Origin of the sequence: Pseudotabrizicola sp. L79, from assembly GCF_036553525.1 — a bacterium.
In the GTDB taxonomy this organism is placed as follows: Bacteria; Pseudomonadota; Alphaproteobacteria; order Rhodobacterales; family Rhodobacteraceae; genus Pseudotabrizicola.
In genome coordinates this window covers 254,734-277,374 of sequence record NZ_JAZHDA010000044.1, presented here as the reverse complement: position 1 = coordinate 277,374, position 22,641 = coordinate 254,734, and the positions used below count along the sequence as shown (strand labels likewise).

The following is a 22,641-nucleotide window of genomic DNA, read 5'->3' as shown; positions in this document are numbered from 1 at the left end:
GATCACCCCGGCTATGGTCGTAGATCAATACCAGGCGTCTGCCATGCCCTCTTTGCGCTTGGCAATGAAATCGGCCAGCCCATCGCGGATCCCCGCATCCAAAGCCGGGGCCTGATAGTCGGCCAGGCGCTTTTTCCACAGCCGGTTGGCGCGGGTGGCGGCATCCACGCTGCCCGCGGCTTCCCATTTTTCGAACGGGTCGCTATCGGCCAGATCACTGTCCCAGAACGCGGTTTCGTAATGGGCCATGGTATGGGCGCAGCCAAAGAAATGGTTGCCGGGGCCAACTTCGGCAAAGGCATCAACGGCCAGTTGGTCGTCATCGACGGTGATCCCGTCCAGATAGGCATGCAAAGCGCCGCACAGATCGGCGTCGAGCATGAATTTTTCGTAGGACATCGACAGCAGGCCATCCAGAAATCCGGCCGAATGCAGGATGAAATTCGCCCCGCAATGAACGGCCGACAGCATCGACATCGTGCCTTCGGTCATGGCCTGCGCATCGGGCAGCTTAGAGGTGGTAAAGTTGCCCGCGCAGCGCAGCGGCAGGTTCAGCCGACGCGCAAGCTGGCCGATGACCATCGAACCGATGGCCGGTTCAGGTGTGCCAAAGGTGGGCGAGCCTGAGCGCATGGCCATCGACGACAGGAAGTTGCCAAAGATAACGGGCGCCCCCGGACGCTCCAGTTGTGTCAGCGCGCAGCCCACCATGGTTTCTGCCAGACTTTGCGCAATCGCCCCGGCGCTGGTCACCGGCCCCATCGCACCGCCCAAAATAAAGGGCACAACGACCGCAGCCTGATTGGCGCGGGCATAGGCGCGCAGGCTTTTGGTCATGGTGCCATCCCAGACCAAGGGCGAGTTGACATTCACATTGCCCAGAATGACGCAATTCTGATCGACGAAATCGGCACCGAACAGAATGCGGCACATCTCGATGCTGTCTTCTGACCGTTCCTCGGCGGTGACCGAGCCCATGAAGGGGCGGTCAGACAGTTCGATATGGGCCATGACCATATCAAGATGACGCTTGTTCACCGCGATGTCGGTGGGTTCACAAATCGTGCCGCCCGAGTGGTGAAAATTGGGGCTGGACTGGGCCAGCTTGATGAAATTGCGGAAATCCTCGATCGTGCCAAAGCGGCGGCCCTTATCCAGATCCATCACAAAGGGGCTGCCATAGGCGGGCGAAAAGACCACCGATTTCCCTCCGATCTGGATGGAATTGGCCGGGTTGCGGGCATGCTGGGTGAACTGCGCCGGGGCGGTGCGCAGGATTTCACGCAGCATTCCGGGCGGAAATCTGACCGTTAGCCCATCAATCCGCGCACCGGCCCGTTTCCACAGGGCCAGAGCGTCGGGGTCGTCGCGAAACTCGATGCCGGTTTCGGCAAGGATGCGGTCGGCCGCGGCCTCGATCTTTTGCAGGCTGTCTTCGCCCATGATGTCATAGGTCGGGATATTGCGGATGATATAGGGCCGGCCCATCCCCCCGCCCTTTTGCGCGCGTTCAGCCTGCCGGGCTTGACGCCCTGATCTGCGGTGTTCGGTCATATCGGGCCCCCCTTGGTTCCCGATATGACAGCGCCCGAGGCGGGGATAAGTCCGCATCGGGCGCGACAGTTAAAGGTCTGAAAGCGGCGTCTCAGGTCAGGTTACGACATCGGGCGCGGTGCGACCGGTGAACTCGGTCAGGCGCGACAGGCTGTGGGCCGCGCGAATGACCGGGCCAAGGGCCTGCTGCGGGTCGTGGTGCAACCCGTCCGGGCCGGGGGCAAAGCGTTCAAGATAGACGCGCAGCGTGGCGCCTTCGGTGCCGGTGCCCGACAGGCGCATCACGATGCGGCTGCCATCGGTGAACTGGATGCGGATGCCTTGCTTTTGGCTGGTGCTGCCATCAACCGGGTCGGTATAGGCGAAATCATCGGCTGCGGCGATGGTCATCCCCTCGCACTGCTGGCCGGGCAGGTTTGGCAGGCTGGCACGCAGCGCGGCGACCATGGCATCGGCGCGATCGGTGGCAATTGCCTCAAAATCATGGCGGCTATAGTAGTTGCGGCCATAGGTCTGCCAATGCTCTTCCAGGATCTGGCGCACCGATTGCTTGCGCACAGCCAGAATGTTCAGCCACAGCAGAATGGCCCATAGCCCGTCTTTTTCACGAACATGGTCTGAACCGGTGCCAAAGGATTCCTCGCCACACAATGTGGCACGGCCTGCATCCATCAGATTGCCAAAGAATTTCCAGCCCGTCGGGGTTTCAAACTTGGCAATTCCCATGGCATCGGCCACCCGGTCAGCCGCGGCCGAGGTGGGCATCGAGCGCGCCACCCCGGCCAATCCCTGCGCATATCCCGGGGCCAGATGGGCATTGGCCGCCAGCACGGCCAGACTGTCTGACGGCGAGACATAGATGCCCGCCCCCACCACCATGTTGCGGTCGCCATCTCCATCACTGGCAGCCCCGAAATCGGGGGCGTTTTCCCCCATCATCTCGGCCATCAACTCATGCGCCCAGGTGGGGTTCGGGTCGGGATGCATGCCGCCAAAATCAGGCAAGGGGATGGCATGGGTCACTGTGCCCTTGGCCGCGCCCAGCCGATTTTCCAGAATTTCCACCGCATAGGGGCCGGTGACGGCACACATGCTGTCCATCCGCATCCGAAAGCCACCCGCAAACAAGGCGCGCAAAGCCTTGAAGTCAAACAGGCTTTCCATCAGCGCCGCATAATCGGCGACCGGATCGACAACATCGACCACCATCTCGCCCAGATGCTTGCGCCCAACAGTGATCAGATCGACATCCTGCGCTTCGAGCATGTGGTATTCGGTGATCTCGGTCGTGCGCTGGAACATGGCTTCGGTCACGCCTTCGGGGGCGGGGCCGCCGTTGGGCATGTTGAACTTCACCCCGAAATCTTCGTTCGGGCCACCGGGATTGTGGCTGGCCGACATGATGATGCCGCCATCGGTCTTGTTCAGGCGGATCAGGTGGCTGGCGGCGGGCGTTGACAGAATCGCCCCCTGCCCCACGATCACCCGCACCGCCCCATTCGCCGCCGCCATGCGCAAGATCACCTGCGCCGCGCGATCGTTGAAATAGCGCCCGTCGCCCCCAAGCACAAAGGTCTTGCCCTTGGCGCCGACCACATCAAAGATCGCTTGCACGAAATTTTCCAGGTAATGCGGCCCCATGAAAACCGGGGTCTTTTTGCGCAGACCGCTGGTGCCCGGCTTTTGTCCGGCAATGGGCTGCGTCTTTACGGTGGTGATCATCACTTCCCTCCCTTGGGGTCGTCCTCTGACGGGGTCGAACGGAACATCAAGACAGATTGCGCAGGCAAATCCTTGGGCGCGGGGCCCAAGGTCACGTCGGGGCGTGTCGTGTCCAGCACCAGCTGCCACCCGGCGGTATCGGGCAAGGTCAGCGGGGTGGCAGGGCCTGCGTTAAAATACAAAAGCACCGCACCGGGGCCGGGATCGCCGCCTTCGGCGGCCATGCGCAACTCAACCCCAAGCGCGCGAAAGGCCGGATCATGCCAGACATGGCCCTGGGGTTCCCGCCCATCGGCGTGGCGCCAGATCACATCGCGCAAACCATCAGCCGGGCGTTGGCGGGCATGCAAAAAGCGGCGCTGGCGCAGTTGCGGAAAATCACGGCGCAGTTGCGACAGGCGGGCGACAAAGGCGGTCAGGCCCTGATCGGCCTTGGCCCAGTCCAGCCAGGTGGTTTCGTTGTCTTGCGCATAGGCATTGTTGTTGCCGCCTTGGCTGTGGCCGATCTCATCGCCTGCCAGCAGCATGGGCACCCCCTGCGACAGCATCAGCGTGGCCAGCAGATTGCGCTTGCGCAACGCACGGGCGGCAAGGATGGCGGGATCGTCACTCGGCCCCTCGACCCCCAGATTGTCGGCATGGTTTTCGTGGTGGCCGTCGCGGTTGTCTTCGCCATTGGCCCAATTGCGCTTGACCGTATAGCTGACCAGATCTTCCAGCGTAAAACCATCATGCGCGGTGATGAAATTGACCGAGGACGTGGCGCTGCGGCCCGAATGGTCAAACCGCTCGGCGCTGCCCAGAACACGCTTTGACAGATCGGCCGTCAGGCCCGGATCGCCCTTCCAGAACCGGCGCGCCCCGTCGCGAAACTGATCATTCCATTCGTGAAACGGATGCGGATATTGCCCCAACTGATAGCCGCCGGGGCCAATGTCCCAAGGCTCGGCAATCAGTTTGACATGGGCCAGCACCGGATCTTGGCGGATCGCATCAAAAAAGCCGCCGTTCGGATCAAAGCCCTGCGCCTCGCGCCCCAGAACCGTGGCCAGATCAAAGCGAAAGCCATCGACATGCAGGGTTTCAACCCAATAGCGCAAGGAATCCATCACCATACGCAGAACCATCGGATGCGTCAGGTTCAGCGTATTGCCAGTGCCGGTATCATTCACATAATGCCGCCCACCATCGGCAAGCCGGTAATAGCTGGCGTTATCAAGGCCGCGATAGCACAGCGTCGGCCCCCATTGGTCACCTTCGCCCGTGTGGTTATAGACGACATCCAGCACCACCTCGATCCCGGCGGAATGCAGGCGGCGCACCATGGTCTGAAATTCCCACAGCGCGCCCTTGCACATATAACGCGGCTCGGGCGCGAAGAAGGCCAGCGTGTTATAGCCCCAATGGTTCTTCAGCCCCTTGGCCACCAGAAAGCGGTCATCGACGAAATGCTGGGTCGGCAGCAGTTCGATCGTGGTGACGCCCAGCCGTTGCAGGTGGTCGATCATCGGGTCAGAGGCCAGCCCCAGATAGGTGCCCCGCATCCCCTTTTCGATGGCGGGGTGGCGTTCGGTCAGGGCTTTGACATGGGCCTCATAGATCACGGTTTCGCTGCGCGGGATGCGCGGCAGGCGATCATCGCCCCACGAAAAGGATGTGTCGGTGACCACCGCCTTGGGCACGGCAAAGGCGCTGTCGCGGGTGTCAAACGACAGATCCGCGCGGGGGCTGCCGATCTTGTAGCCCATCAGCGCGTCAGACCAGCGCAACCGTCCTTCCAGCGCACGGGCATAGGGATCAAGCAGCAGCTTATGCGGGTTAAAGCGGTGCCCCTGTTCGGGCGCATAGGGGCCATGGGCGCGAAAGCCATAGACGGTGCCAAAGGTCAGCCCACCGACATGCATGTGCCAGATGTCGCCATCGCGTTCGCGAAACGGGATACGGGCCAGTTCCTTGCGCCCGTCGGGGCTGAACAGGCACAGCTCGATCTTTTCGGCATGGGCGGAAAAGACGGCAAAATTCACGCCATCGCCATCGAATGTGGCGCCCATGGGCCAAGGACGACCAGGGCCAGTGGCATGGCCTGACAGCCGTTTGGGCAAAGGGGCTGATGCTGGTGTCACTGCGACAGGCCCTGATACAGCGCCGCATAGGCCGCAGCCGAGGCATCCCAGCCGACAGGATGGGTCATGGCGGTTTTCTGCATCTGGCCCCAGAGCTTGCGGTCGGCATAGAGCGCCACCAGTTTGCGCAGCGCCTGCCCCAGGGCCAGCGCATCGGTCGGGTGGAACACGATGCCGGTGGCTGCACCGCTGGCCAGGGTGGCCGGGCTGGCGCCGATCACCGTATCGGCAAGGCCCCCCGTGGCCGACACCACCGGCAAGGTGCCATAGCGCAGCCCATACATCTGCGTCAGCCCACAGGGTTCAAAGCGTGACGGCACAAGAACGGCATCGCCCCCGGCAAAGAGCTGGTGGCTGAGTGTTTCATCATACCCCACATGCAGCGCCACACGCCCCGGATGGGCCTGTGCCAGATCGCGCATCGCATGTTCCAGCGCCGGATCGCCCGAACCAAGGATGACAAGCCCGCCCCCGGCCGCGACGAAATCGGGGATGGTTGCGGGCAACAGGTCGATCCCCTTTTGATCGGTCAGCCGGCTGACAACAATGGCCAGCGGCCCCGGCACATCCACACCAAAGCGCGCACAAAGGGCCGCGCGGGCCGTGGCCTTGCCCGCCAAGGCACGGCCCGAATAGGGTGTGGGTTCCGCCGCCGGATCCCAGATGGTGGTATCAACCCCGTTCAAAATGCCCAAGACATCGGCCTTGCGCGCGGCCATCACGCCTTGCAGCCCCATTCCGAATTCCGGTCGCATCAGCTCTTCGGCATAGGTGGGGGAAACCGTGGTGATCTTGTCGGCCGTCACCAGCCCGGCCTTAAGGCTGGACAGGTTGCCATAATATTCCAGCCCGCCGGGATGAAACTGATCCAGCGGCAGGCGCAGGTCAGACATCAGCCGCGCATCGGCCCAGCCCTGAAAGGCGATGTTGTGAATGGTCAGCACCGACTTTACCCCGCCCGCCCCGTGATAGCGCAGATAGGCCGGGGCAAAGCCCGCCTGCCAGTCATGGGCATGCAGGATGTCGGGTTTCCAGCCGCCCACCCCTTCGCGCGCCATCCGGGCCGCAACCCAGGACAACGCGGCAAAGCGTTGGGCATTGTCCCACCAATCGCCCGAGGGGCCGGTATAGGGCCCGCCCTCACGGTCATACAGATGGGGCGCATCCAGCAGCAAAAGATCGATGCCCTGCACCTGCCCGTGAAACACCTGGGCCGCGCCGCCAAACAGCGCGCCTTCGGTCCAGACCGGGGTCATGCTGTCCAGCAAGGGACGCAACGACCGATAGGCGGGCAAAAGAACCCGCATCTGCCAGCCTGCCCCGGCCAAGGCCGCAGGCAACGCCCCCACCACATCGGCCAGACCACCGGTCTTGATGAACGGCACGGCTTCCGATGCAACTGACAGGACACGACCGCCCATGGTCTTTTCCTTTATCCAAATTCCTCAGGCCTTCGGAGGGCATGCCCCCCGAACACCAGACCTTAGGACAGCTTTGCCGCGCGGGCGTCAAGCATATCCTGTGTGATCAACACGATACCGCTTTCGGTGCGGCGGAACCACTTGGCATCTTCCAGCGGGTCTTGGCCCACGACCAGACCTTCGGGAATGATCACACCGCTGTCGATCACCACATTCTTCAACTCGGCCTTGCGATTGACCACCACACGCGGCAGCGCCACCACATGTTCAAGGCTGGCATAGCTGTGTGTGCGGCACCCCGTGAACAACAGCGAATTGCGCACCTCGGACCCCGAAACGATACAATCGCCTGAAATCAGCGAGGAGATGGCCATACCGCGCCGCCCGCCATCTTCGTCATGGATGAATTTGGCCGGGGGCACGATTTCGGAATAGGTCCAGATCGGCCAGCTGTTGTCATAGATATCCAGCTTGGGGGTGAAATCGGTCAGGTCGATATTGGCCTGCCAAAAGGCATCAATCGTGCCGACATCACGCCAATAGGGTTCATCTTCCAGCCCGGTCGTGACGCAACTGTCCGCGAATTTATGCGCCATCGCCTTGCCGTTCTTGACGATCTCGGGGATCAGATCATTGCCGAAATCATGGCTGGAATTCGGATCGGCCATGTCACGCAACAGCAGATCGCGCAGGAAATCCCAGTTGAAAACGTAAATCCCCATACTGGCCAGGGCATGGTCGGGATCACCCGGAATGGCAGGCGGATCGGCGGGTTTTTCCAGAAAGCTGGTGATGCGCATGGATTTATCGACATGCATGACGCCAAAGGCGGTCGCCTCTTGCCGTGGCACGGTCAGGCAGCCGATGGTCACATCGGCCTTGTTGTCCTCATGCTCGCGCAGCATGACCTCGTAATCCATTTTGTAGATATGGTCGCCGGCAAGGATGACAACGTATTTGACCTTATAGCTGTCAACGATATCAATGTTTTGCGCCACCGCATCTGCGGTGCCCAGATACCATTTGCTTTCATGCACACGCTGGCTGGCGGGCAGAATATCCAGATATTCATTCCGCTCGGCCCGAAAGAAGTTCCAGCCGCGCTGGCAATGGCGGATCAGGCTGTGGGCCTTGTATTGCGTTGCAATCGCCATCTTTCGGATGCCCGAATTCAGCGCATTCGACAGGGCAAAGTCGATGATCCGCGTTTTGCCGCCGAAATAGACCGCAGGTTTGGCGCGGCGGTCTGTCAGTTCCTTCAACCGGCTGCCCCGCCCGCCCGCCAGAACAAAGGCCATCGCTTGGCTGGAAAGCCTTACATTGGGTCTTGCCTTCATGATCCCCTCCCTTTGGGCTCTTGCCCTAGACCAAACTGAAATAAAGCGCAGAAAGCGGCGGCAGCGTGACAAGCGCGGAATGATCGCGCCCGTGCCAAGTGACCGCCTCGGCGACAACACCCCCCAGGTTGCCGCGATTGCCCCCGCCATAGGCGGCGGCATCGGTATTCAAGATCTCGGCCCAATGGCCCGCAGACGGCAGGCCGATGCGATAGGTGCGTTCGACCGGGGTCATGTTCACGACGGCCACCACCGGCTTGTCATCTGGCCCGCCCTTGCGCAGCCAGACGTAAACCGAGGCCTGCGCGTCATTCGACTCGATCCATTCAAAGCCCTCGGCCCGGCAGTCGTTCACATGCAAGGCCGGGGTCTGGCGATAGACGCGGTTCAGATCGCGCACCAAGGCTTGCATCCCCGCATGCTGGGGGTAATCAAGCAGATGCCAATCCAGCGACTGGTTGTGGTTCCATTCCGCGCCTTGGGCGAATTCCTGCCCCATGAACAACAGCTTTTTGCCGGGATGGGCCCACATGAACCCGTAATAGGCGCGCAGATGGGCAAAGGGTTCATCCCCGCCCCCCGGCATCTTGGCCAGCATGCTGCCCTTGCCGTGCACCACCTCATCATGGCTGATCGGCAGCACATAATTTTCAGACCAGGCGTAATGCAGGCCAAAGGTCATCTGATGGTGATGGTATTTGCGGTGGATCGGGTCTTTTTGCATGTAGGACAGGGTGTCATTCATCCAGCCCATGTTCCACTTGAAGCCAAAGCCAAGCCCCCCATGGCTGACCGGGCGGCTGACACCGGGAAAGGCGGTGGATTCCTCGGCCACCGTCATGATGCCCGACACCTCGCCATAGGTGATGCTGTTCATCCGTTGCATCATGGCGATGGCTTCGTAATTTTCACGCCCGCCATCGCGGTTGGGCACCCATTCGCCCGGATTGCGGCTGTAGTCGCGATAAAGCATCGAGGCCACGGCATCAACGCGCAAGCCGTCAATATGATATTCCTCTAGCCAATACAGCGCGTTAGAGACGAGGAAGTTCTGCACCTCGGTCCGGCCATAGTTGTAGATCAGGGTGTTCCAGTCCTGATGAAAGCCTTCGCGCGGATCGGCATGTTCGTAAAGCGCGGTGCCGTCGAAATGGCCCAGACCATGCGCATCGGTGGGGAAATGGCCCGGCACCCAGTCGATCAGCACCCCAAGGCCGTGCTGGTGGGCGGCATCGACAAAGGCGCGAAACTCGGCCGGGGTGCCGTGACGGATGGTGGGCGCAAAAAGGCCAACGGGCTGATAGCCCCAAGACCCGTCAAAGGGAAATTCCGACACCGGCAGCAATTCGATATGGGTAAAGCCCATATCCGCGGCATAGCCCACCAATTGCTCGGCCAGTTCCATATACGACAGCATCCGCCCGCCCGGCGCGCGGCGCCAAGACCCCAGATGCACCTCATAGACCGAAATCGGCGCGTCGATCGTCTGGCGGGGGCCCCGCGTGGCCATCCAGTCGGCGTCGTGAAACTCTCCGCTGATGGGGCGCACGACACTGGCATTGGCGGGCGGATGTTCGCTGCCAAAGCCCACCGGATCGGCCTTGAGAGGCAGCGCCTGCCCGCCCTGCCCGATGATTTCGTATTTATAGGTTGTGCCTTCGCCCAGACCGGGAATGAAAATCTCCCACACGCCGGTGGGGCCACGGCGACGCATCGGGTGGCGGCGGCCATCCCAGATGTTGAAATCACCCACCACACTGACGCGATCGGCATTCGGGGCCCAAACGGCGAAATGGGTGCCTGCCACGCCGTCATGGCTGATCAGATGCGCCCCCAGAACCTGCCAAAGGCGTTTGTGCGTGCCTTCGCCCAGCAGGTATTCGTCCATTTCACCCAGCACCGGGCCAAAGCGGAACGGGTCATCCCAATCCCAACGGGTGCCGTGGCCTTCGGCGCGCAACCGGTAAGCCGCCTTGCGCGGCAGGGGGCAGAGGAACAGCCCCTCGCCCCAGGCCTGCGCCTCGGTTTCCTTGGCCTTGCCGGTCAGCACCCAAAGACGCTCGGCCCCCGGTGCAAAGACGGTGACAACCCATGTCTTCCCGCGTTTGTGCAGGCCCAGCACCGAGAATGGGTCGCCGTGGCGCCCCTCGATGATGGCCCGGGCTGCACCTTCGTCTATCAGGTCTGACATGGCTTTCCCCCCCGGACTTGCCTGTTTCTGCCCCCGGTCAGAGGGCCGATGTGACGCCCCATATGTCTGACATATAGCTGCGGATCGTTCGGTCTGACGAGAAAAAGCCCGACCGTGCCGTGTTCAGTGCCGCCATCCGCGCCCAGCCATCACGATCGGCATAGGCCGCATCGACGCGCGCCTGCGCTGCATCAAACGCATCAAAATCGCTGGCCACCAGGAAGTAATCGCTGTGCCACATGTTATGCACCAGGCCATGATAGCGGTCAGGCTGATCGGGCGAAAAGCGGCCCTCGGCGATCATTTGCAGCACATCCATCAGGGCCTGGCTGGCCTCAATCGCCTTGCGGGCATGATCGGGATCCTGGCGGCGCTGCATCACCTGATCGGCGGTCAGACCAAAGAGGAAGAAGTTCTCCTCGCCCACCTCTTGCAGGATTTCGACATTGGCGCCGTCCAGCGTGCCGATGGTCGGCGCGCCGTTCATCATGAACTTCATGTTGCCCGTGCCCGACGCCTCTTTGCCGGCGGTCGAAATCTGTTCCGACAGATCCGCCGCAGGGATCAGGCGCTCGGCCATGCTGACGTTATAGTTCGGCGGATAGACGATTTTCAGCAGATCGCCCGTCAGCGGGTCGTTGTTCACCACTTCGGCCACATCATTGATCAGGCGGATGATTTCCTTGGCCACGGCATAGCCGGGCGCGGCCTTGCCGCCAAAGATCTTGACGCGCGGCACATAGGCGCCCTTCGGATTTTGCCGGATGCGGTGCCAATGGGCGATGGTTTGCAAGATGTTCAGAAGCTGGCGCTTGTATTCATGAATGCGCTTGATCTGCACATCGAACAGCGCATCAGGGCTGACCGAAACGCCTTGGGTTTCGGCGATCCAGTTCGACAGCGCCACTTTGTTCAGCCGCTTGGCCGCATCAAATTCAGTGCGGAAGGCCTTGGTTTCAATCAGCTTTTCCAGCTCTTTCAGGCGGTCAAGATCAGCTTCCCACCCGGCGCCGATGCTGTTGGTGATCAATGACGCCAGCGGACGGTTGCACATTTTCAGCCACCGCCGCGGCGTCACCCCATTGGTTTGGTTGATGATGCGGTCAGGATGCAGGCGGTGCAGTTCGGGGAACAGGTTTTTCTTGACCAGATCGGAATGCAGCGCCGAAACGCCGTTCACCTTATGCGCCATGATAAAGGCCAGCTCGCCCATCCGCACCTCATGGTGCTTGACGATGCCCACATAATGGGGCCGCGAGGGATAGCTGCGGCGGTGCCAGCTGTCGATGCGTTCAATGATCTGCATGTGGCGCGGCAGCACATTGCCAAAGGTAAAGGTCGCCCATTTTTCCAGCGCCTCGGGCAGCAATGTGTGGTTGGTGTAACCAAGGCAGGCCCGCGCGATGGTCAGGGCCTGATCGAATTCGATCCCATGATCATCCATCAGCAGGCGCATCAACTCGGGCCCGGCGATGGCGGGATGGGTGTCGTTCATCTGGATCGCCACCTTTTCAGGCAGACGGTTCAGATCGTTATGGCTTTGCAGGAAGCGGCGCAGAATATCTTGCAGCGCGGCAGAGGTCAGGAAAAACTCCTGCTTCAGGCGCAATTCCTTGCCTTGATAGGTGGTGTCATCGGGATAAAGCACCCGCGACAGCGTGCGCGCCAGCGTTTCCGGCTCGGCGGCGGCGGCGTAATCGCCGCGGTTAAAGCGATCAAGATCGAACATCGTGGTGGGCTGTGCCCCCCACAGGCGCAAGGTATTGGCCCAAGTGCCCTGCCACCCCACCACCGGGGTATCATGGGCACTGGCGATGACGGATTCGCCGGGCACCCAAAGTTCGCGCCCGTCGCGGGTTTCGACATGGCCCTTGAAGCCGATCGTATAGGCCGCCTCGGGGCGGGCAAATTCCCACGGATGGGTTTGCTTCAGCCAGTCTTCAGGGGTTTCGACCTGACGCCCGCCTTCAAACCTTTGGCGAAACAACCCGTGTTCATAGCGGATGCCATAGCCATAGGCCGGGCACCCCAGCGTGGCCATCGATTCCATGAAACAGGCCGCCAGACGCCCCAGCCCGCCATTGCCAAGTGCGGCGTCAGGTTCGTCTTCCACAATGGCGCGGAAATCCTGACCAAAACGGGCCATCACCTCTTGCGCCGTGTCGCGCAGGCCAAGGTTGATCGTGGCATCTTCCAGAATGCGACCGATCAGAAATTCCATCGACAGGTAATAGACGCGCTTGTGATCGGTCTCATACGTCTTCTTCGTCGAGGCAAACCACGGCGCCACGATCCGGTCGCGGATCGCATAGGACAGCGCCATTCGCCAATCATAGGTGCTGGCGTGATCGGCATCCTTGCCCAGCGTATAGGTCAGGTGGCGCAGGATATCGGCTTCGAGGGACGAGGGGGTGACACTGAGATCGTTCAAGGCATGTTCCATCTATAGGCGCCGTCACTGCATTCGAGGCTACGACTGCAAGCCCTGCGGTCAAGCCGCCACCGGCCCGCAGCGGACGCCTTTGGTGCGGCCATGACGGAATTGAAGCCACTGTTACCGCAAACATTCACAAAAGGCACGGAGTTTTCGCAGCTTTTCGACTGGGAAAAGGATATTCAAAGCGCTTTGAAAGATCAATCGACAGTTTTTCTGGCCGCTGCGACGCGCAGGGCTGAAAAACAGGCAGTTTTGGCGTCAAACCCCCTGCCCCAGCCTTTGCCCCCGGCTGCATCTTGGCCAAGGCACCCGGTCCGAACACCGAATCTGCGCAGGCTGATTTGATTCAGATCGCCGCGCGCGGGGCTGCGACGGATGATCTGGATCAAGGCAGGCGGCGGATGAAAGATCACAATACAATGCAGCTATTGTCCCCAAACCCCGAGAATGCCAATGCGCCTGACCACCCGAACCAACCTTGCCATGCGGACACTGATGGTTTGCGCAGCCAATCCCGGCCAGTTCGTGCGCAAGCATGAGGTTGCCGAAACCTGCGCGGCCAGTGAAAACCACTTGGCGCAGGTCATTCACCTGTTGGCACAAAAGGGGTTCTTGAAAACCATCCGCGGCCGGTCTGGCGGCCTGATGCTGGGCCGCAAGGCCGAAGATATCAGCGTGGGCGATGTGTTTCGCGCCTTTGAGGCGGTTCTGCCCTTTACCGAATGTTTTGCGGGCGGCGAAACTACCTGCCCCCTGGCCGGGGCCTGCCAGTTGAAATGCGTGCTGTCCGAAGCGTTGGATGCCTTCTATGCCCGGCTTGACCGCACCTCGATTGCCGATCTGATCGGCGACAATGCCGATCTGACCGATCTGTTGAAAGTGGCCTGAAGCCGCCGGATCACCCGGCCTTTTTACCGCCCGACAGGGCCGCCGCCAGCGGCCCCAACACCCGCGTGACCACCGGGATCAGCGCAAAGCCAAAGGCAAGGCCGATGACACCATCACAGGCCGCCGTCACGGCCCAAGCCACCAGCCCGGATGCCTGCGGCACCTGCGCCGCGGCGATTTCGGCCCAATGGTGGATCGTGTCATAGGGCGCGTGCCAGCCCAAAGCCTCGGCCCCGTGAACCAGGATACTGCCCCCTACCCACAGCATCGCCACCGTGCCAACGGTCGACAGCACCACCAGCAGTTTCGGCATCCCCGCAACCAGCCCCCGGCCCATCGAACGGCCAAAGCCCGTGCGGCCATTGGCGGCAACGTAAAGGCCGACATCATCCATTTTCACGATCAGCGCGACGGCCCCATAGACAACCACGGTGATCATCACGCCAACGATGCCCAGGGTGATCGCCTCCATCCACAAGGTGCTAGAGGGGATGGCGGCAAGGGTGATGGTCATGATCTCGGCCGAAAGGATGAAGTCGGTCTTGATGGCCCCGGCGACGCGCTCTTCTTCAAGATGCACAGGATCGCCCGTGTCGAAATCCTGTTCGACCGTCGCATCACCATGGGGAAACAGGTAGTGAAACACCTTCTCCGCGCCTTCAAACGACAGATAGGCGCCGCCCAGCATCAGCAGTGGGGTGATCAGTTGCGGCAGAAAGGCTTGCAACAGCAACAGGCCCGGCAACAGGATGACCAGTTTGTTGCGCACCGACCCGCGCGCGATTTTCCAGATGATCGGCAATTCACGATCGGCCGAAAAGCCGGTGATGTATTTGGGCGTTACCGCCGCATCGTCAATCACCACCCCTGCCGCCTTTGATCCGGCCTTGGCCGCGGCGGCGGCGATATCATCAACCGAACTGGCCGCCACTTTGGCAATGGCCGCCACGTCATCCAGCAGTGCAATCAAGCCACTCATACCCAGTTATCCCCGCGCTGTTCGCCGCCGTTCTAACCCAGCCGCGCGCAAAGGCAAAGCCACCCCCACTCGCCCGGTTTAGCGCAACCGTTAGCGCAACCAGCATATTTTTGCGCTAACATCATGAAAATACGTCGATTTTATACTTTGAACACTGGGGCATTGCGGGTAAGCCCAACCCGACTCTGATGCCACAGGAGACGCGCATGACCATCACCGTCGGAATCAACGGCTTTGGCCGGATCGGGCGTTGCACGCTTGCCCATATCGCGGAATCAAACCGGAACGACGTTCAAGTCGTGGCGATCAATGCCACCGGCCCGGTCGAAACGAATGCGCATTTGTTGAAATACGACTCGGTGCATGGCCGCTTTCCCGGCACGGTGCGGGTGACCGATGGCATGCTGGATCTGGGCCGTGGCCCGATCCGCGTGATGTCAACCTATAACCCCGAAGATCTGGATTGGGATGGCGTTGATGTGGTGCTGGAATGCACCGGCAAATTCAACGACCGCGCCAAGGCCGCCGTGCATCTGGGCCGCGGCGCAAAACGTGTGCTGGTTTCGGCCCCCGCCAAGAATGCCGACAAGACGGTGGTCTATGGCGTGAACCACCGGCAGTTGACCGCGGATCATCTGGTGGTGTCGAACGGGTCGTGCACGACCAACTGTCTGGCCCCGCTGGCCAAGGTGCTGAACGACGCCATCGGCATTGAATCGGGCATCATGACCACGATCCATTCCTACACCGGTGATCAGCCCACGCTGGACCGCCGCCACAGCGATCTTTACCGCGCGCGCTCGGCTGCGATGGCGATGGTGCCAACCTCGACCGGGGCTGCCAAGGCACTTGGCGAAGTGCTGCCCGAGTTGAAGGGCAAGCTGGATGGCAGCGCCATCCGCGTGCCCACCCCCAACGTCAGCGCCGTGGACCTGACGTTTATCGCGGCGAAATCGGTCACGGCAGATGAGGTGAACCAGATCGTGCGCGAGGCCTGCGCCGGCTATATGGGCATGGTGATGGCCTATGATCCTGAACCCAAGGTCTCAATCGACTTCAACCATACGCCGCAATCGTCTATCTTTGCCCCAGACCAGACCAAGGTCGTGGGCCGTTCGGTGCGCGTTCTGGCCTGGTATGACAATGAATGGGGCTTCTCTTGCCGCATGGCCGATGTGGCCGGCGTGATGGGGCGGCTGGCACAATAAGGCGGTCTTGGGGGCCGCCGCACAAGGGGGCCGTGTGACCGACCGAATTTCTTTGGCCTTGGGCGGCGTGATCGTCGCAGCCATATGTCTGGACCTGTTCGCCAATGGCGGGCAGGCCTTGCTTTTTCTGGCCCCAAAGTTTGCAGCTTTGGTAGATTGGGTGATATTCTGGAACTGACAACGTCAAACTGACGTTGCTTTTTGGGCCTAACTGGTGATGTTAGCGCTAAACCTGACAACCGAGTCGCAGATCAAGGGGATTGCCATGACAGTTAAAGTTGCCATCAACGGATTCGGGCGGATCGGCCGCAACATTCTGCGCGCCATCATCGAATCCGGCCGCAAGGATATTGAGGTCATTGCGATCAACGATCTTGGCCCGGTGGAAACCAATGCCCACCTGCTGCGCTTTGACAGCGTGCATGGCCGCTTTCCCAGCGAGGTGACAACGGGCGACGATTGGATCGACGCCGGGCGTGGCAAGATCCGTGTCACGGCAATCCGCAACCCCGCCGACCTGCCATGGTCGGATGTGGATATCGTGATGGAATGCACCGGCATCTTCACCAGCAAGGAAAAGTGCCAGGCCCATCTGGAAAACGGCTCAAAGCGGGTGCTGATTTCCGCCCCCGGCGAAGGCGCAGACAAGACCATCGTTTACGGTGTGAACCATGACACGCTGACCGCTGCTGATCTGGTGGTGTCGAATGCCTCTTGCACCACCAACTGCCTGTCGCCCTTTGCCAAGGTGCTGAACGATGTGATCGGCATCGAAAAGGGCATGATGACCACGATCCACAGCTATACCGGCGATCAGCCGACGCTGGATACGATGCACAAGGATCTGTATCGCGCCCGCGCCGCAGCCTTGTCGATGATCCCCACCAGCACCGGGGCCGCCAAGGCCGTGGGTCTGGTCCTGCCCGAGTTGAAAGGCAAGCTGGATGGCTTTGCCATTCGCGTGCCAACGCCGAATGTCTCGGTGGTGGATCTGAAATTCATCGCAAAACGGGCGACCAGCGTTGAAGAAATCAATGCCGCGATCAAAGCCGCGGCTGATGGCCCGCTCAAAGGCGTTCTGGGCTATACGATGTTCAAGAATGTCTCGTCGGATTTCAACCACGACCCCCATTCCAGCATCTTCCACATGGATCAGACCAAAGTCATGGATGGCACCCTGTGCTCGGTTCTGTCGTGGTATGATAACGAGTGGGGCTTCTCGAACCGGATGGCCGATACCGCCGTTGCGATGGGCAAACTGATCTGACATAGGTTCAGCAGAACAGCAGTTCCCCCTGCCAGTTCGCAGGGGGAACTTCATTTTGGAACCCGTCATGAACCCAAGTCATATTCTGCCCTCACACCTCAGACGGCCCGTGGCACTGACCGTCCTGGCCCCGTTTTTCCTGATCGGGTGCATGACAGTTCAGGCCGAACAGGCGGTGCGGATGCAAGATGGCAAGCCTGTGTATGTGACCACATGCAATGTCGATCAATCCGTGTTGGGCAACAAGGCGGTCATTGGCAAGAACCGTGGCCAGGTGATAACGCCGGAAAATTACTGCCAGAAAGTGGCCGCAACCTGCCCGAACGGGGTCAAGGTGATCGACCTGCAACAAGGCCCGCCCGAGTTTCAGGTAGCGCGCATGGACAGTGGCACCCAACGCATCACGCGGCGTTTCTATACGCGCAAAACCACCACAACCTATCAGTGCCTGGGCTGACAACGCAGGCCCGCCCCTGCCCTTGGCGCGCCTGCCCGAACCGGGTGTCAGGCTAAGGCGGCGGCGTTCATGCGGGCCGGTGCTTTGCGTGTTACTGGCCCGTCACCATTCGTGACTGGTCCTGTCTTTTTGTTTTTGGGCAAGCCTTTATGCTGACCTCATGAATCTGCTCGTCCTCTTAGCCATCCTGTCGGGGCTGTTTCTGGCCATCGCCCTGTCCGAGCCGCTTGCGGCCCGGCTGCGCCTGCCTGTCAGCGTTATTCTGGCCGCTGTGGGCATTGCCATCGGGGCGGGTGCATCGTGGTTCTGGACAACCACCGTCACCGATGCGCTGAACCCGGTGGCACTGGCGATTTTGAACCTGCCGATCTCGTCGGGCATCTTTATCTACATCTTTCTGCCGATCCTGTTGTTTCAAGTGTCTCTGACACTGAATCTGCGGCGGCTTTTGGATGATTGGGTGCCGGTGCTGACCCTGGCCGTGGTGGCTGTGATCGTGGCCACCTTCATCATCGGCATGGCCATCGCGCCCTTTACCAGCATGCCGCTGATCGCCTGTTTCCTTCTGGGATCAATCGTTTCCACCACCGACCCATCCGCCGTGGTCAGCATCTTTCGCGCCACCCCCGCCCCGCAGCGGCTGGCCCGGATTGTCGAGGGGGAAAGCCTGCTGAACGATGCCGCGGCCATCGCGCTGTTTTCGGTGTTCCTGACTGCCGTTGCCACCCGAGAGGCTGAACCCGACATCGCCGCTGCGCTGTGGCGCCTGCCGTGGTTGATCGGCGCTGGGGCCGTGGTCGGCTGGCTGATCGGGCGTGTGGGCGTTGTGGTCATGGGTTGGCTTGCCCCGTGGCCCTTGGCGCAGGTGTCGGTCAGCTTTGCCATCGCCTTTGCCACCTTCCTGACAACCGACCAGATTGTCGGGGCGTCGGGCGTGGTGGCGGTGGTGGTGGCGGGGATGACGGTCAATTTCATGGCCCCCGGCCGCATTTCACCCCCATCAGCCGAGCAATTGCGCGATTCCTGGGACTTGATGGCCTATTGGGCTGGCGGGTTGATCTTTGTGCTGGCGGCCCTGCTGATCCCACGCGCGCTTGAAAATTTGCGGCCGGGCGACTTTGGGCTGATCTTGATCACTGTCGTCGCGGCTTTGGTGGCGCGGGCGATCATCCTTTACGCGGTGTTGCCCGTGCTGACCCTGACCAAATTGTCCCCCCGGGTCGAACCGCCCTATCGTCTGGCCATCCTGTGGGGGGGCTTGCGCGGGGCCGTGACCTTGGCGCTGGCCTTGGCGGTGACGGAAAGCCCGTCGATCTTTGTCGAGGTCAAACGTCAGGTCGGCATCGTGGCCACCGGCTTTGTGCTGTTCACCTTGCTGGTGCAGGGCACGACGCTGCGCTTTGTGATCAGCCTGCTGGGGCTGGACAAACTGTCTGCGCTGGACCGCGCGCTTTCGGATCAGGTGGTTGCCGTTTCGCTGCAAGAGGTGCGCGAAACCGTGGCCGAAACCACGCGGCAACTGTCGCTGACCCCGGCCATCGTGCGCGATGAGGCCGTGCGCTTTGGCGACCGGTTGAACCGTGCCGTGGACAAAGCCGAAGAAGCGCGCGACGTTCTAGAGCGGGACCGCGTGACCCTGGGCCTTGTGGCCATGGCCGGGCATGAACGCGATCTGATTCTCTTTGCCTTTCAAGACAGCCTGATTTCGGCCCGCCTGGCCGACCGGATGCTGGCCGATGCCGACCGCCTGATCGAAGCCACGCGGGTCGATGGGCGGCATGGCTATCGTGTGCAGGCCCGCCGGTCGTTGCAGCCGGGGCGCATGTTGCGACTGGCCGAACAACTGCACAACCGGCTGCGGCTGAACGGCCCGCTTGCCACGCTGACCGCCGACCGGTTTGAATTGCTGGTCGCCCATGCCCAGATGCTGCACAGCCTTGCCAGCTTTGTCGAAGGCCGCATCCTGCGCATCCATGGCCGCCGCGTGGCTGGCCTGTTGCATGATCTGCTGAAACGACGGGTCGAAGATGCCGAGCGTGAAATGGAGGGCCTGCGCACGCAATTTCCCGGCTATGCCGAGGAGTTGGAGCGCCGGCTGATCCGTCGGCTGGTCTTGCGCCAGGAAGAGCTGGAATATGACCAGATGACCCAAGATGGGCTGATCGGCCCGGAATTGCGGCTGGCCCTGCGCGAAGAAACCTCCACCGAAAGCAGCCGCCTGCAAAAACGGCCCAAGCTGGACCTGCGGGTGCAGCGGGTTGATCTGGTGCGCGCCTTCCCGCTGTTTTCGGGGCTGGATGAGGATTCACTGGGCAAGCTGGCCGCCCGGATGAAGACAGTCTATGCCAAGCCCGGCGATGTTTTGATGAACAAGGACGAACGGCCAAACCGCGTCTGGTTCATTGCCTCGGGCGCGGCCGAGGTAGAACAGGCCGGACAGCGGCTCTTGCTGGGCCGGGGCGAGATGTTCGGGCAATTGTCCTTGTTGCTGCGAAAATCGCGCCGGGCCAAAGTCTCGGCCGTGACACATATGACGCTGCTGTCGCTGGAGGAAGCGCGCTTTCTGGATCTGCTGCGGCGGTCGCCCACCCTGTGCGCCGCAGTCGAAGCCAGTGCCGAAAAGCGCGGCGTGGCGCTGGACGAAACCGTGTTGCCTCACGGTGCCCCGTCAGAAGACCCATGGCTGAACCGGTTTCGCAGTGCCATGCGCTTGCGACGATAGCCATGCGTCTACCGCATGGCGGACTCTCGCATTTGAGCGTTGTTAGCGATAACGGAATGCTTACATCCTGACCAAGCGGAACGATCCGCCTGAATTAGGAAAGGAGAGACACCATGATCTCTGTTTATGAAATGCTGCGCAATTCGGCCCGCACCTATGCGCTTTATCGCAAAACCCGTGCCGAAATTGCCAATATGCCGCTGAATGTGGCGCGTGATCTGGATATCTACCCCGGCGATGCCGACCGGATCGCCCGCAAAGCCGTGTATGGCGACGCGGCCTAAGTCGGGCCTTATGGCCCGGCCCTCGGCCTAGCTGTGCGCGTATTTTGCCTGCAAGGCAACATCCACCGGCGGGGTCACGAACTTTGACACATCGCCCCCCAGGCGCGCGATTTCCTTGACCAGCTTTGATGCAATCGCCTGCCGTCGTGCATCGGCCATCATGAACACCGTCTCAATGCTGGCATCCAGCGCGCGGTTCATGCCAACCATCTGAAATTCATACTCAAAATCTGCAACGGCCCGCAGACCGCGCACGATGACGCTGGCCCCCACATCGCGGGCACAGTCGATCAGCAGGTTCTCGAACGGATGCACCACAATCTCACCCCCGGTGCGGTCGGTGATGGCCCGGCACTCTGCCTCGACCATGGCAACCCGCTCTTCCAGGCTGAACAGCGGCCCCTTGTCGCGGTTGATGGCAACCCCGATGACCAATCGATCAACCAGCGCCATGGCGCGCTGGATGATATCGACATGGCCCAGCGTGATCGGGTCGAAAGTGCCGGGATAAAGGCCGATGCGCATGAGAGTCCCTCGGATTTTTGCGGCACGCAACAATATTGCGCGCGTGAATGCAAGCGTGAAAGCGCTGCATCCGCCCGTTTGGCTGCCGATCAATAGCCCTTGATCATGCCTTCCAAAGCATCTTTCTCGGCCGCCAGTTCCATCAGCCGGGCCTTGACCACATCCCCGATCGAGATCAGCCCCACCATTTCATTGTCCACCATCACGGGCATATGGCGAAAGCGCCCGTCCGTCATTTTTTGCAGCACCTCATCGGTCTGGTCGCCTTGCGCACAGGCGATGATCTTTGAGGTCATGATGCTGTCCACGGTTTCGGCCATGCAAGCCGGGCCCCGGCGCCCCAATTCGCGCACGATATCGCGTTCAGAGACAATGCCCGCCACGCGTTTGCCATCGGGCGAAACGATCAGCGCCCCGATCCGGCGGGCTGACAAGGTTTCGGCGGCTTTGGCCACTGTGGTGCCCGGCGGCACAGTCACCACCCCTTCATCGGCTTTGGATTTCAGAATCTGGCTGACCAGCATGGCATCTCCTCCCCTCATGTCCTTGGGTCAAGGGTCGGACGGGCACCATGAGTCTGTCAAGAAAAAGCTTCAAGTCTTTGAACTTCGCGCCGGATTCCCAATGCCAGGGCATCGGCAAACCGGGCCAGCCTGGCCGAGCGTGCATCGCCTTCGTGACGGATCAGCCAAAAGGCGCGGGTCAATCGCATCTCTTGCGGCAGCAGGCGCACCAGCTCGGGCGCATGGGGGCGGGCAAAGTCATGCACCACCCCCACACCAGCACCGGCGCGCAGCAATTGCAACTGCACCGGCACCGAGTTTGACGTGACCGCCGCCGTCGAGGCCCCAAGTTCGGCCAGGTAATCCAGTTCCTTGTCAAAGATCATATCGGGGATATAGCCCACAAGCCGATGGTGGCGCAGATCGGCAAGGCTGGTCAGGGGCGGTGCCGCGGCCAGATAATCGGGGTGGGCCGCCAATGACAGGTGATAATCCGTCAGCTTTTGCACGGTCAATCGCCCGGCTTGTGGGCGGCTGACCCCGATGGCCATATCGGCCTCTCGTTTTGACAGGTTGAACACGCGCGGCAGGGCCACGATCTGCACCTCTAGCCCCGGATTGGCCTGCGTGATCTGGGCGATCACCGGGGGCAACAGATAGTTTGCACAGCCGTCGGGGGCACCAAGGCGGATCTGCCCGGCCAAGCCCCCTGCCCCCTCAGCGCCCCTCAGCGCCTCATCCGCGGCCAGGGCCGCAGCCTCGGCCGCTTCGGCATGGGGCAGCAGGCGCGCGCCCTCTTCGGTCAGGGCATAGCCTTGCGGGGATTTGGCAAACAACAGGGCGGCTGAACGATCCTCCAGCCGTGCGATCCGGCGGCCGATGGTTGCCGGATCAAGACCCAGCCGCTTGCCCGCGCCCGACAGGCTTTCGCTGCGGGCCACGGCCAGAAAGATGCGCAGATCATCCCAGTCCATCCGCCCCCCTTTGCATTAATGCAAAATGCTTTTGGGATATTTGATCTTT

The 22,641-nt window shown here is 61.3% G+C and carries 19 protein-coding genes; 8 read left to right on the top strand and 11 right to left on the bottom strand.

Going from position 1 to position 22,641, the window contains the following annotated elements; all coding sequences use genetic code 11:
• Window positions 1-24: 24 nt before the first annotated feature.
• The 7 genes from V3C85_RS05760 to V3C85_RS05730 form a co-directional block, all read right to left on the bottom strand.
• On the bottom strand, window positions 25-1,554 hold the full coding sequence (locus tag V3C85_RS05760; RefSeq protein WP_331794132.1) for a trimethylamine methyltransferase family protein: 1,530 nt from the start codon (window positions 1,552-1,554) through the stop codon (window positions 25-27).
• Between the two features lie 96 nt (window positions 1,555-1,650).
• The gene (locus V3C85_RS05755) at window positions 1,651-3,279 is read right to left on the bottom strand and encodes an alpha-D-glucose phosphate-specific phosphoglucomutase (protein ID WP_445941982.1); all 1,629 of its coding nucleotides are present in this window, start codon (window positions 3,277-3,279) and stop codon (window positions 1,651-1,653) included.
• On the bottom strand, window positions 3,276-5,399 hold the full coding sequence (gene glgX, locus V3C85_RS05750; protein WP_331794130.1) for a glycogen debranching protein GlgX: 2,124 nt from the start codon (window positions 5,397-5,399) through the stop codon (window positions 3,276-3,278). The genes V3C85_RS05755 and glgX overlap by 4 nt, the downstream gene beginning before the upstream one ends.
• Window positions 5,396-6,820 carry a glycogen synthase GlgA gene (gene glgA / locus V3C85_RS05745; RefSeq protein ID WP_331794129.1) on the bottom strand — a complete coding sequence of 475 codons (1,425 nt, stop codon included), beginning with the start codon at window positions 6,818-6,820 and terminating at the stop codon, window positions 5,396-5,398. Before glgA ends, glgX begins: the two co-directional genes overlap by 4 nt.
• A 62-nt stretch (window positions 6,821-6,882) precedes the next feature.
• On the bottom strand, window positions 6,883-8,157 hold the full coding sequence (gene glgC, locus V3C85_RS05740) for a glucose-1-phosphate adenylyltransferase (RefSeq protein WP_331794128.1): 1,275 nt from the start codon (window positions 8,155-8,157) through the stop codon (window positions 6,883-6,885).
• Between the two features lie 25 nt (window positions 8,158-8,182).
• Window positions 8,183-10,348: a 1,4-alpha-glucan branching protein GlgB gene (glgB, locus tag V3C85_RS05735; protein ID WP_331794127.1), complete on the bottom strand. Its 2,166-nt coding sequence runs from the start codon at window positions 10,346-10,348 to the stop codon at window positions 8,183-8,185.
• 37 nt (window positions 10,349-10,385) lie between these two features.
• On the bottom strand, window positions 10,386-12,791 hold the full coding sequence (locus V3C85_RS05730) for a glycogen/starch/alpha-glucan phosphorylase (RefSeq protein WP_331794126.1): 2,406 nt from the start codon (window positions 12,789-12,791) through the stop codon (window positions 10,386-10,388).
• Between the two features lie 90 nt (window positions 12,792-12,881).
• On the opposite strand from V3C85_RS05730, the gene V3C85_RS05725 reads away from it, so the two are divergent.
• Both V3C85_RS05725 and V3C85_RS05720 read left to right on the top strand, forming a co-directional pair.
• The gene (locus V3C85_RS05725) at window positions 12,882-13,130 is read left to right on the top strand and encodes a hypothetical protein (RefSeq protein ID WP_331794125.1); all 249 of its coding nucleotides are present in this window, start codon (window positions 12,882-12,884) and stop codon (window positions 13,128-13,130) included.
• 108 nt (window positions 13,131-13,238) lie between these two features.
• A complete protein-coding gene (locus tag V3C85_RS05720; RefSeq protein ID WP_331794124.1) occupies window positions 13,239-13,673 on the top strand; it encodes an RrF2 family transcriptional regulator in 435 nt (144 codons plus the stop codon).
• A gap of 10 nt (window positions 13,674-13,683) precedes the next feature.
• On the opposite strand, the gene V3C85_RS05715 is transcribed toward V3C85_RS05720, so the two are convergent.
• Window positions 13,684-14,652: a DUF808 domain-containing protein gene (locus V3C85_RS05715; RefSeq protein ID WP_331794123.1), complete on the bottom strand. Its 969-nt coding sequence runs from the start codon at window positions 14,650-14,652 to the stop codon at window positions 13,684-13,686.
• A gap of 206 nt (window positions 14,653-14,858) precedes the next feature.
• On the opposite strand from V3C85_RS05715, the gene gap (V3C85_RS05710) reads away from it, so the two are divergent.
• From gap (V3C85_RS05710) to V3C85_RS05685, 6 genes are all read left to right on the top strand, one after another.
• Entirely contained in the window at window positions 14,859-15,860 is a 1,002-nt protein-coding gene (gene gap / locus V3C85_RS05710; RefSeq protein WP_331794122.1) for a type I glyceraldehyde-3-phosphate dehydrogenase, read from the top strand.
• Between the two features lie 34 nt (window positions 15,861-15,894).
• Complete coding sequence (locus tag V3C85_RS05705; RefSeq protein ID WP_331794121.1) at window positions 15,895-16,038, top strand: hypothetical protein; 144 nt, start codon at window positions 15,895-15,897, stop codon at window positions 16,036-16,038.
• 87 nt (window positions 16,039-16,125) lie between these two features.
• Window positions 16,126-17,127: a type I glyceraldehyde-3-phosphate dehydrogenase gene (gap, locus tag V3C85_RS05700; protein WP_331794120.1), complete on the top strand. Its 1,002-nt coding sequence runs from the start codon at window positions 16,126-16,128 to the stop codon at window positions 17,125-17,127.
• Between the two features lie 109 nt (window positions 17,128-17,236).
• Entirely contained in the window at window positions 17,237-17,584 is a 348-nt protein-coding gene (locus V3C85_RS05695; protein WP_331794119.1) for a hypothetical protein, read from the top strand.
• A gap of 160 nt (window positions 17,585-17,744) precedes the next feature.
• Window positions 17,745-20,306, top strand: a complete 2,562-nt coding sequence (locus V3C85_RS05690) for a cation:proton antiporter (RefSeq protein WP_331794118.1) — start codon at window positions 17,745-17,747, stop codon at window positions 20,304-20,306.
• Between the two features lie 113 nt (window positions 20,307-20,419).
• Window positions 20,420-20,590 (top strand): hypothetical protein, encoded by a 171-nt coding sequence (locus V3C85_RS05685; protein WP_331794117.1) that lies wholly within the window; start codon window positions 20,420-20,422, stop codon window positions 20,588-20,590.
• Window positions 20,591-20,617: 27 nt separating this feature from the next.
• Here the strand turns inward: V3C85_RS05685 and coaD are convergent, their stop codons facing one another.
• The 3 genes from coaD to V3C85_RS05670 all read right to left on the bottom strand — a co-directional run bounded on the left by coaD (window position 20,618) and on the right by V3C85_RS05670 (window position 22,592).
• The gene (gene coaD, locus V3C85_RS05680) at window positions 20,618-21,115 is read right to left on the bottom strand and encodes a pantetheine-phosphate adenylyltransferase (RefSeq protein ID WP_331794116.1); all 498 of its coding nucleotides are present in this window, start codon (window positions 21,113-21,115) and stop codon (window positions 20,618-20,620) included.
• Window positions 21,116-21,204: 89 nt separating this feature from the next.
• Entirely contained in the window at window positions 21,205-21,639 is a 435-nt protein-coding gene (locus tag V3C85_RS05675) for a CBS domain-containing protein (protein ID WP_331794164.1), read from the bottom strand.
• Window positions 21,640-21,695: 56 nt separating this feature from the next.
• Window positions 21,696-22,592: a LysR family transcriptional regulator gene (locus tag V3C85_RS05670; protein ID WP_331794115.1), complete on the bottom strand. Its 897-nt coding sequence runs from the start codon at window positions 22,590-22,592 to the stop codon at window positions 21,696-21,698.
• Window positions 22,593-22,641: the final 49 nt, after the last annotated feature.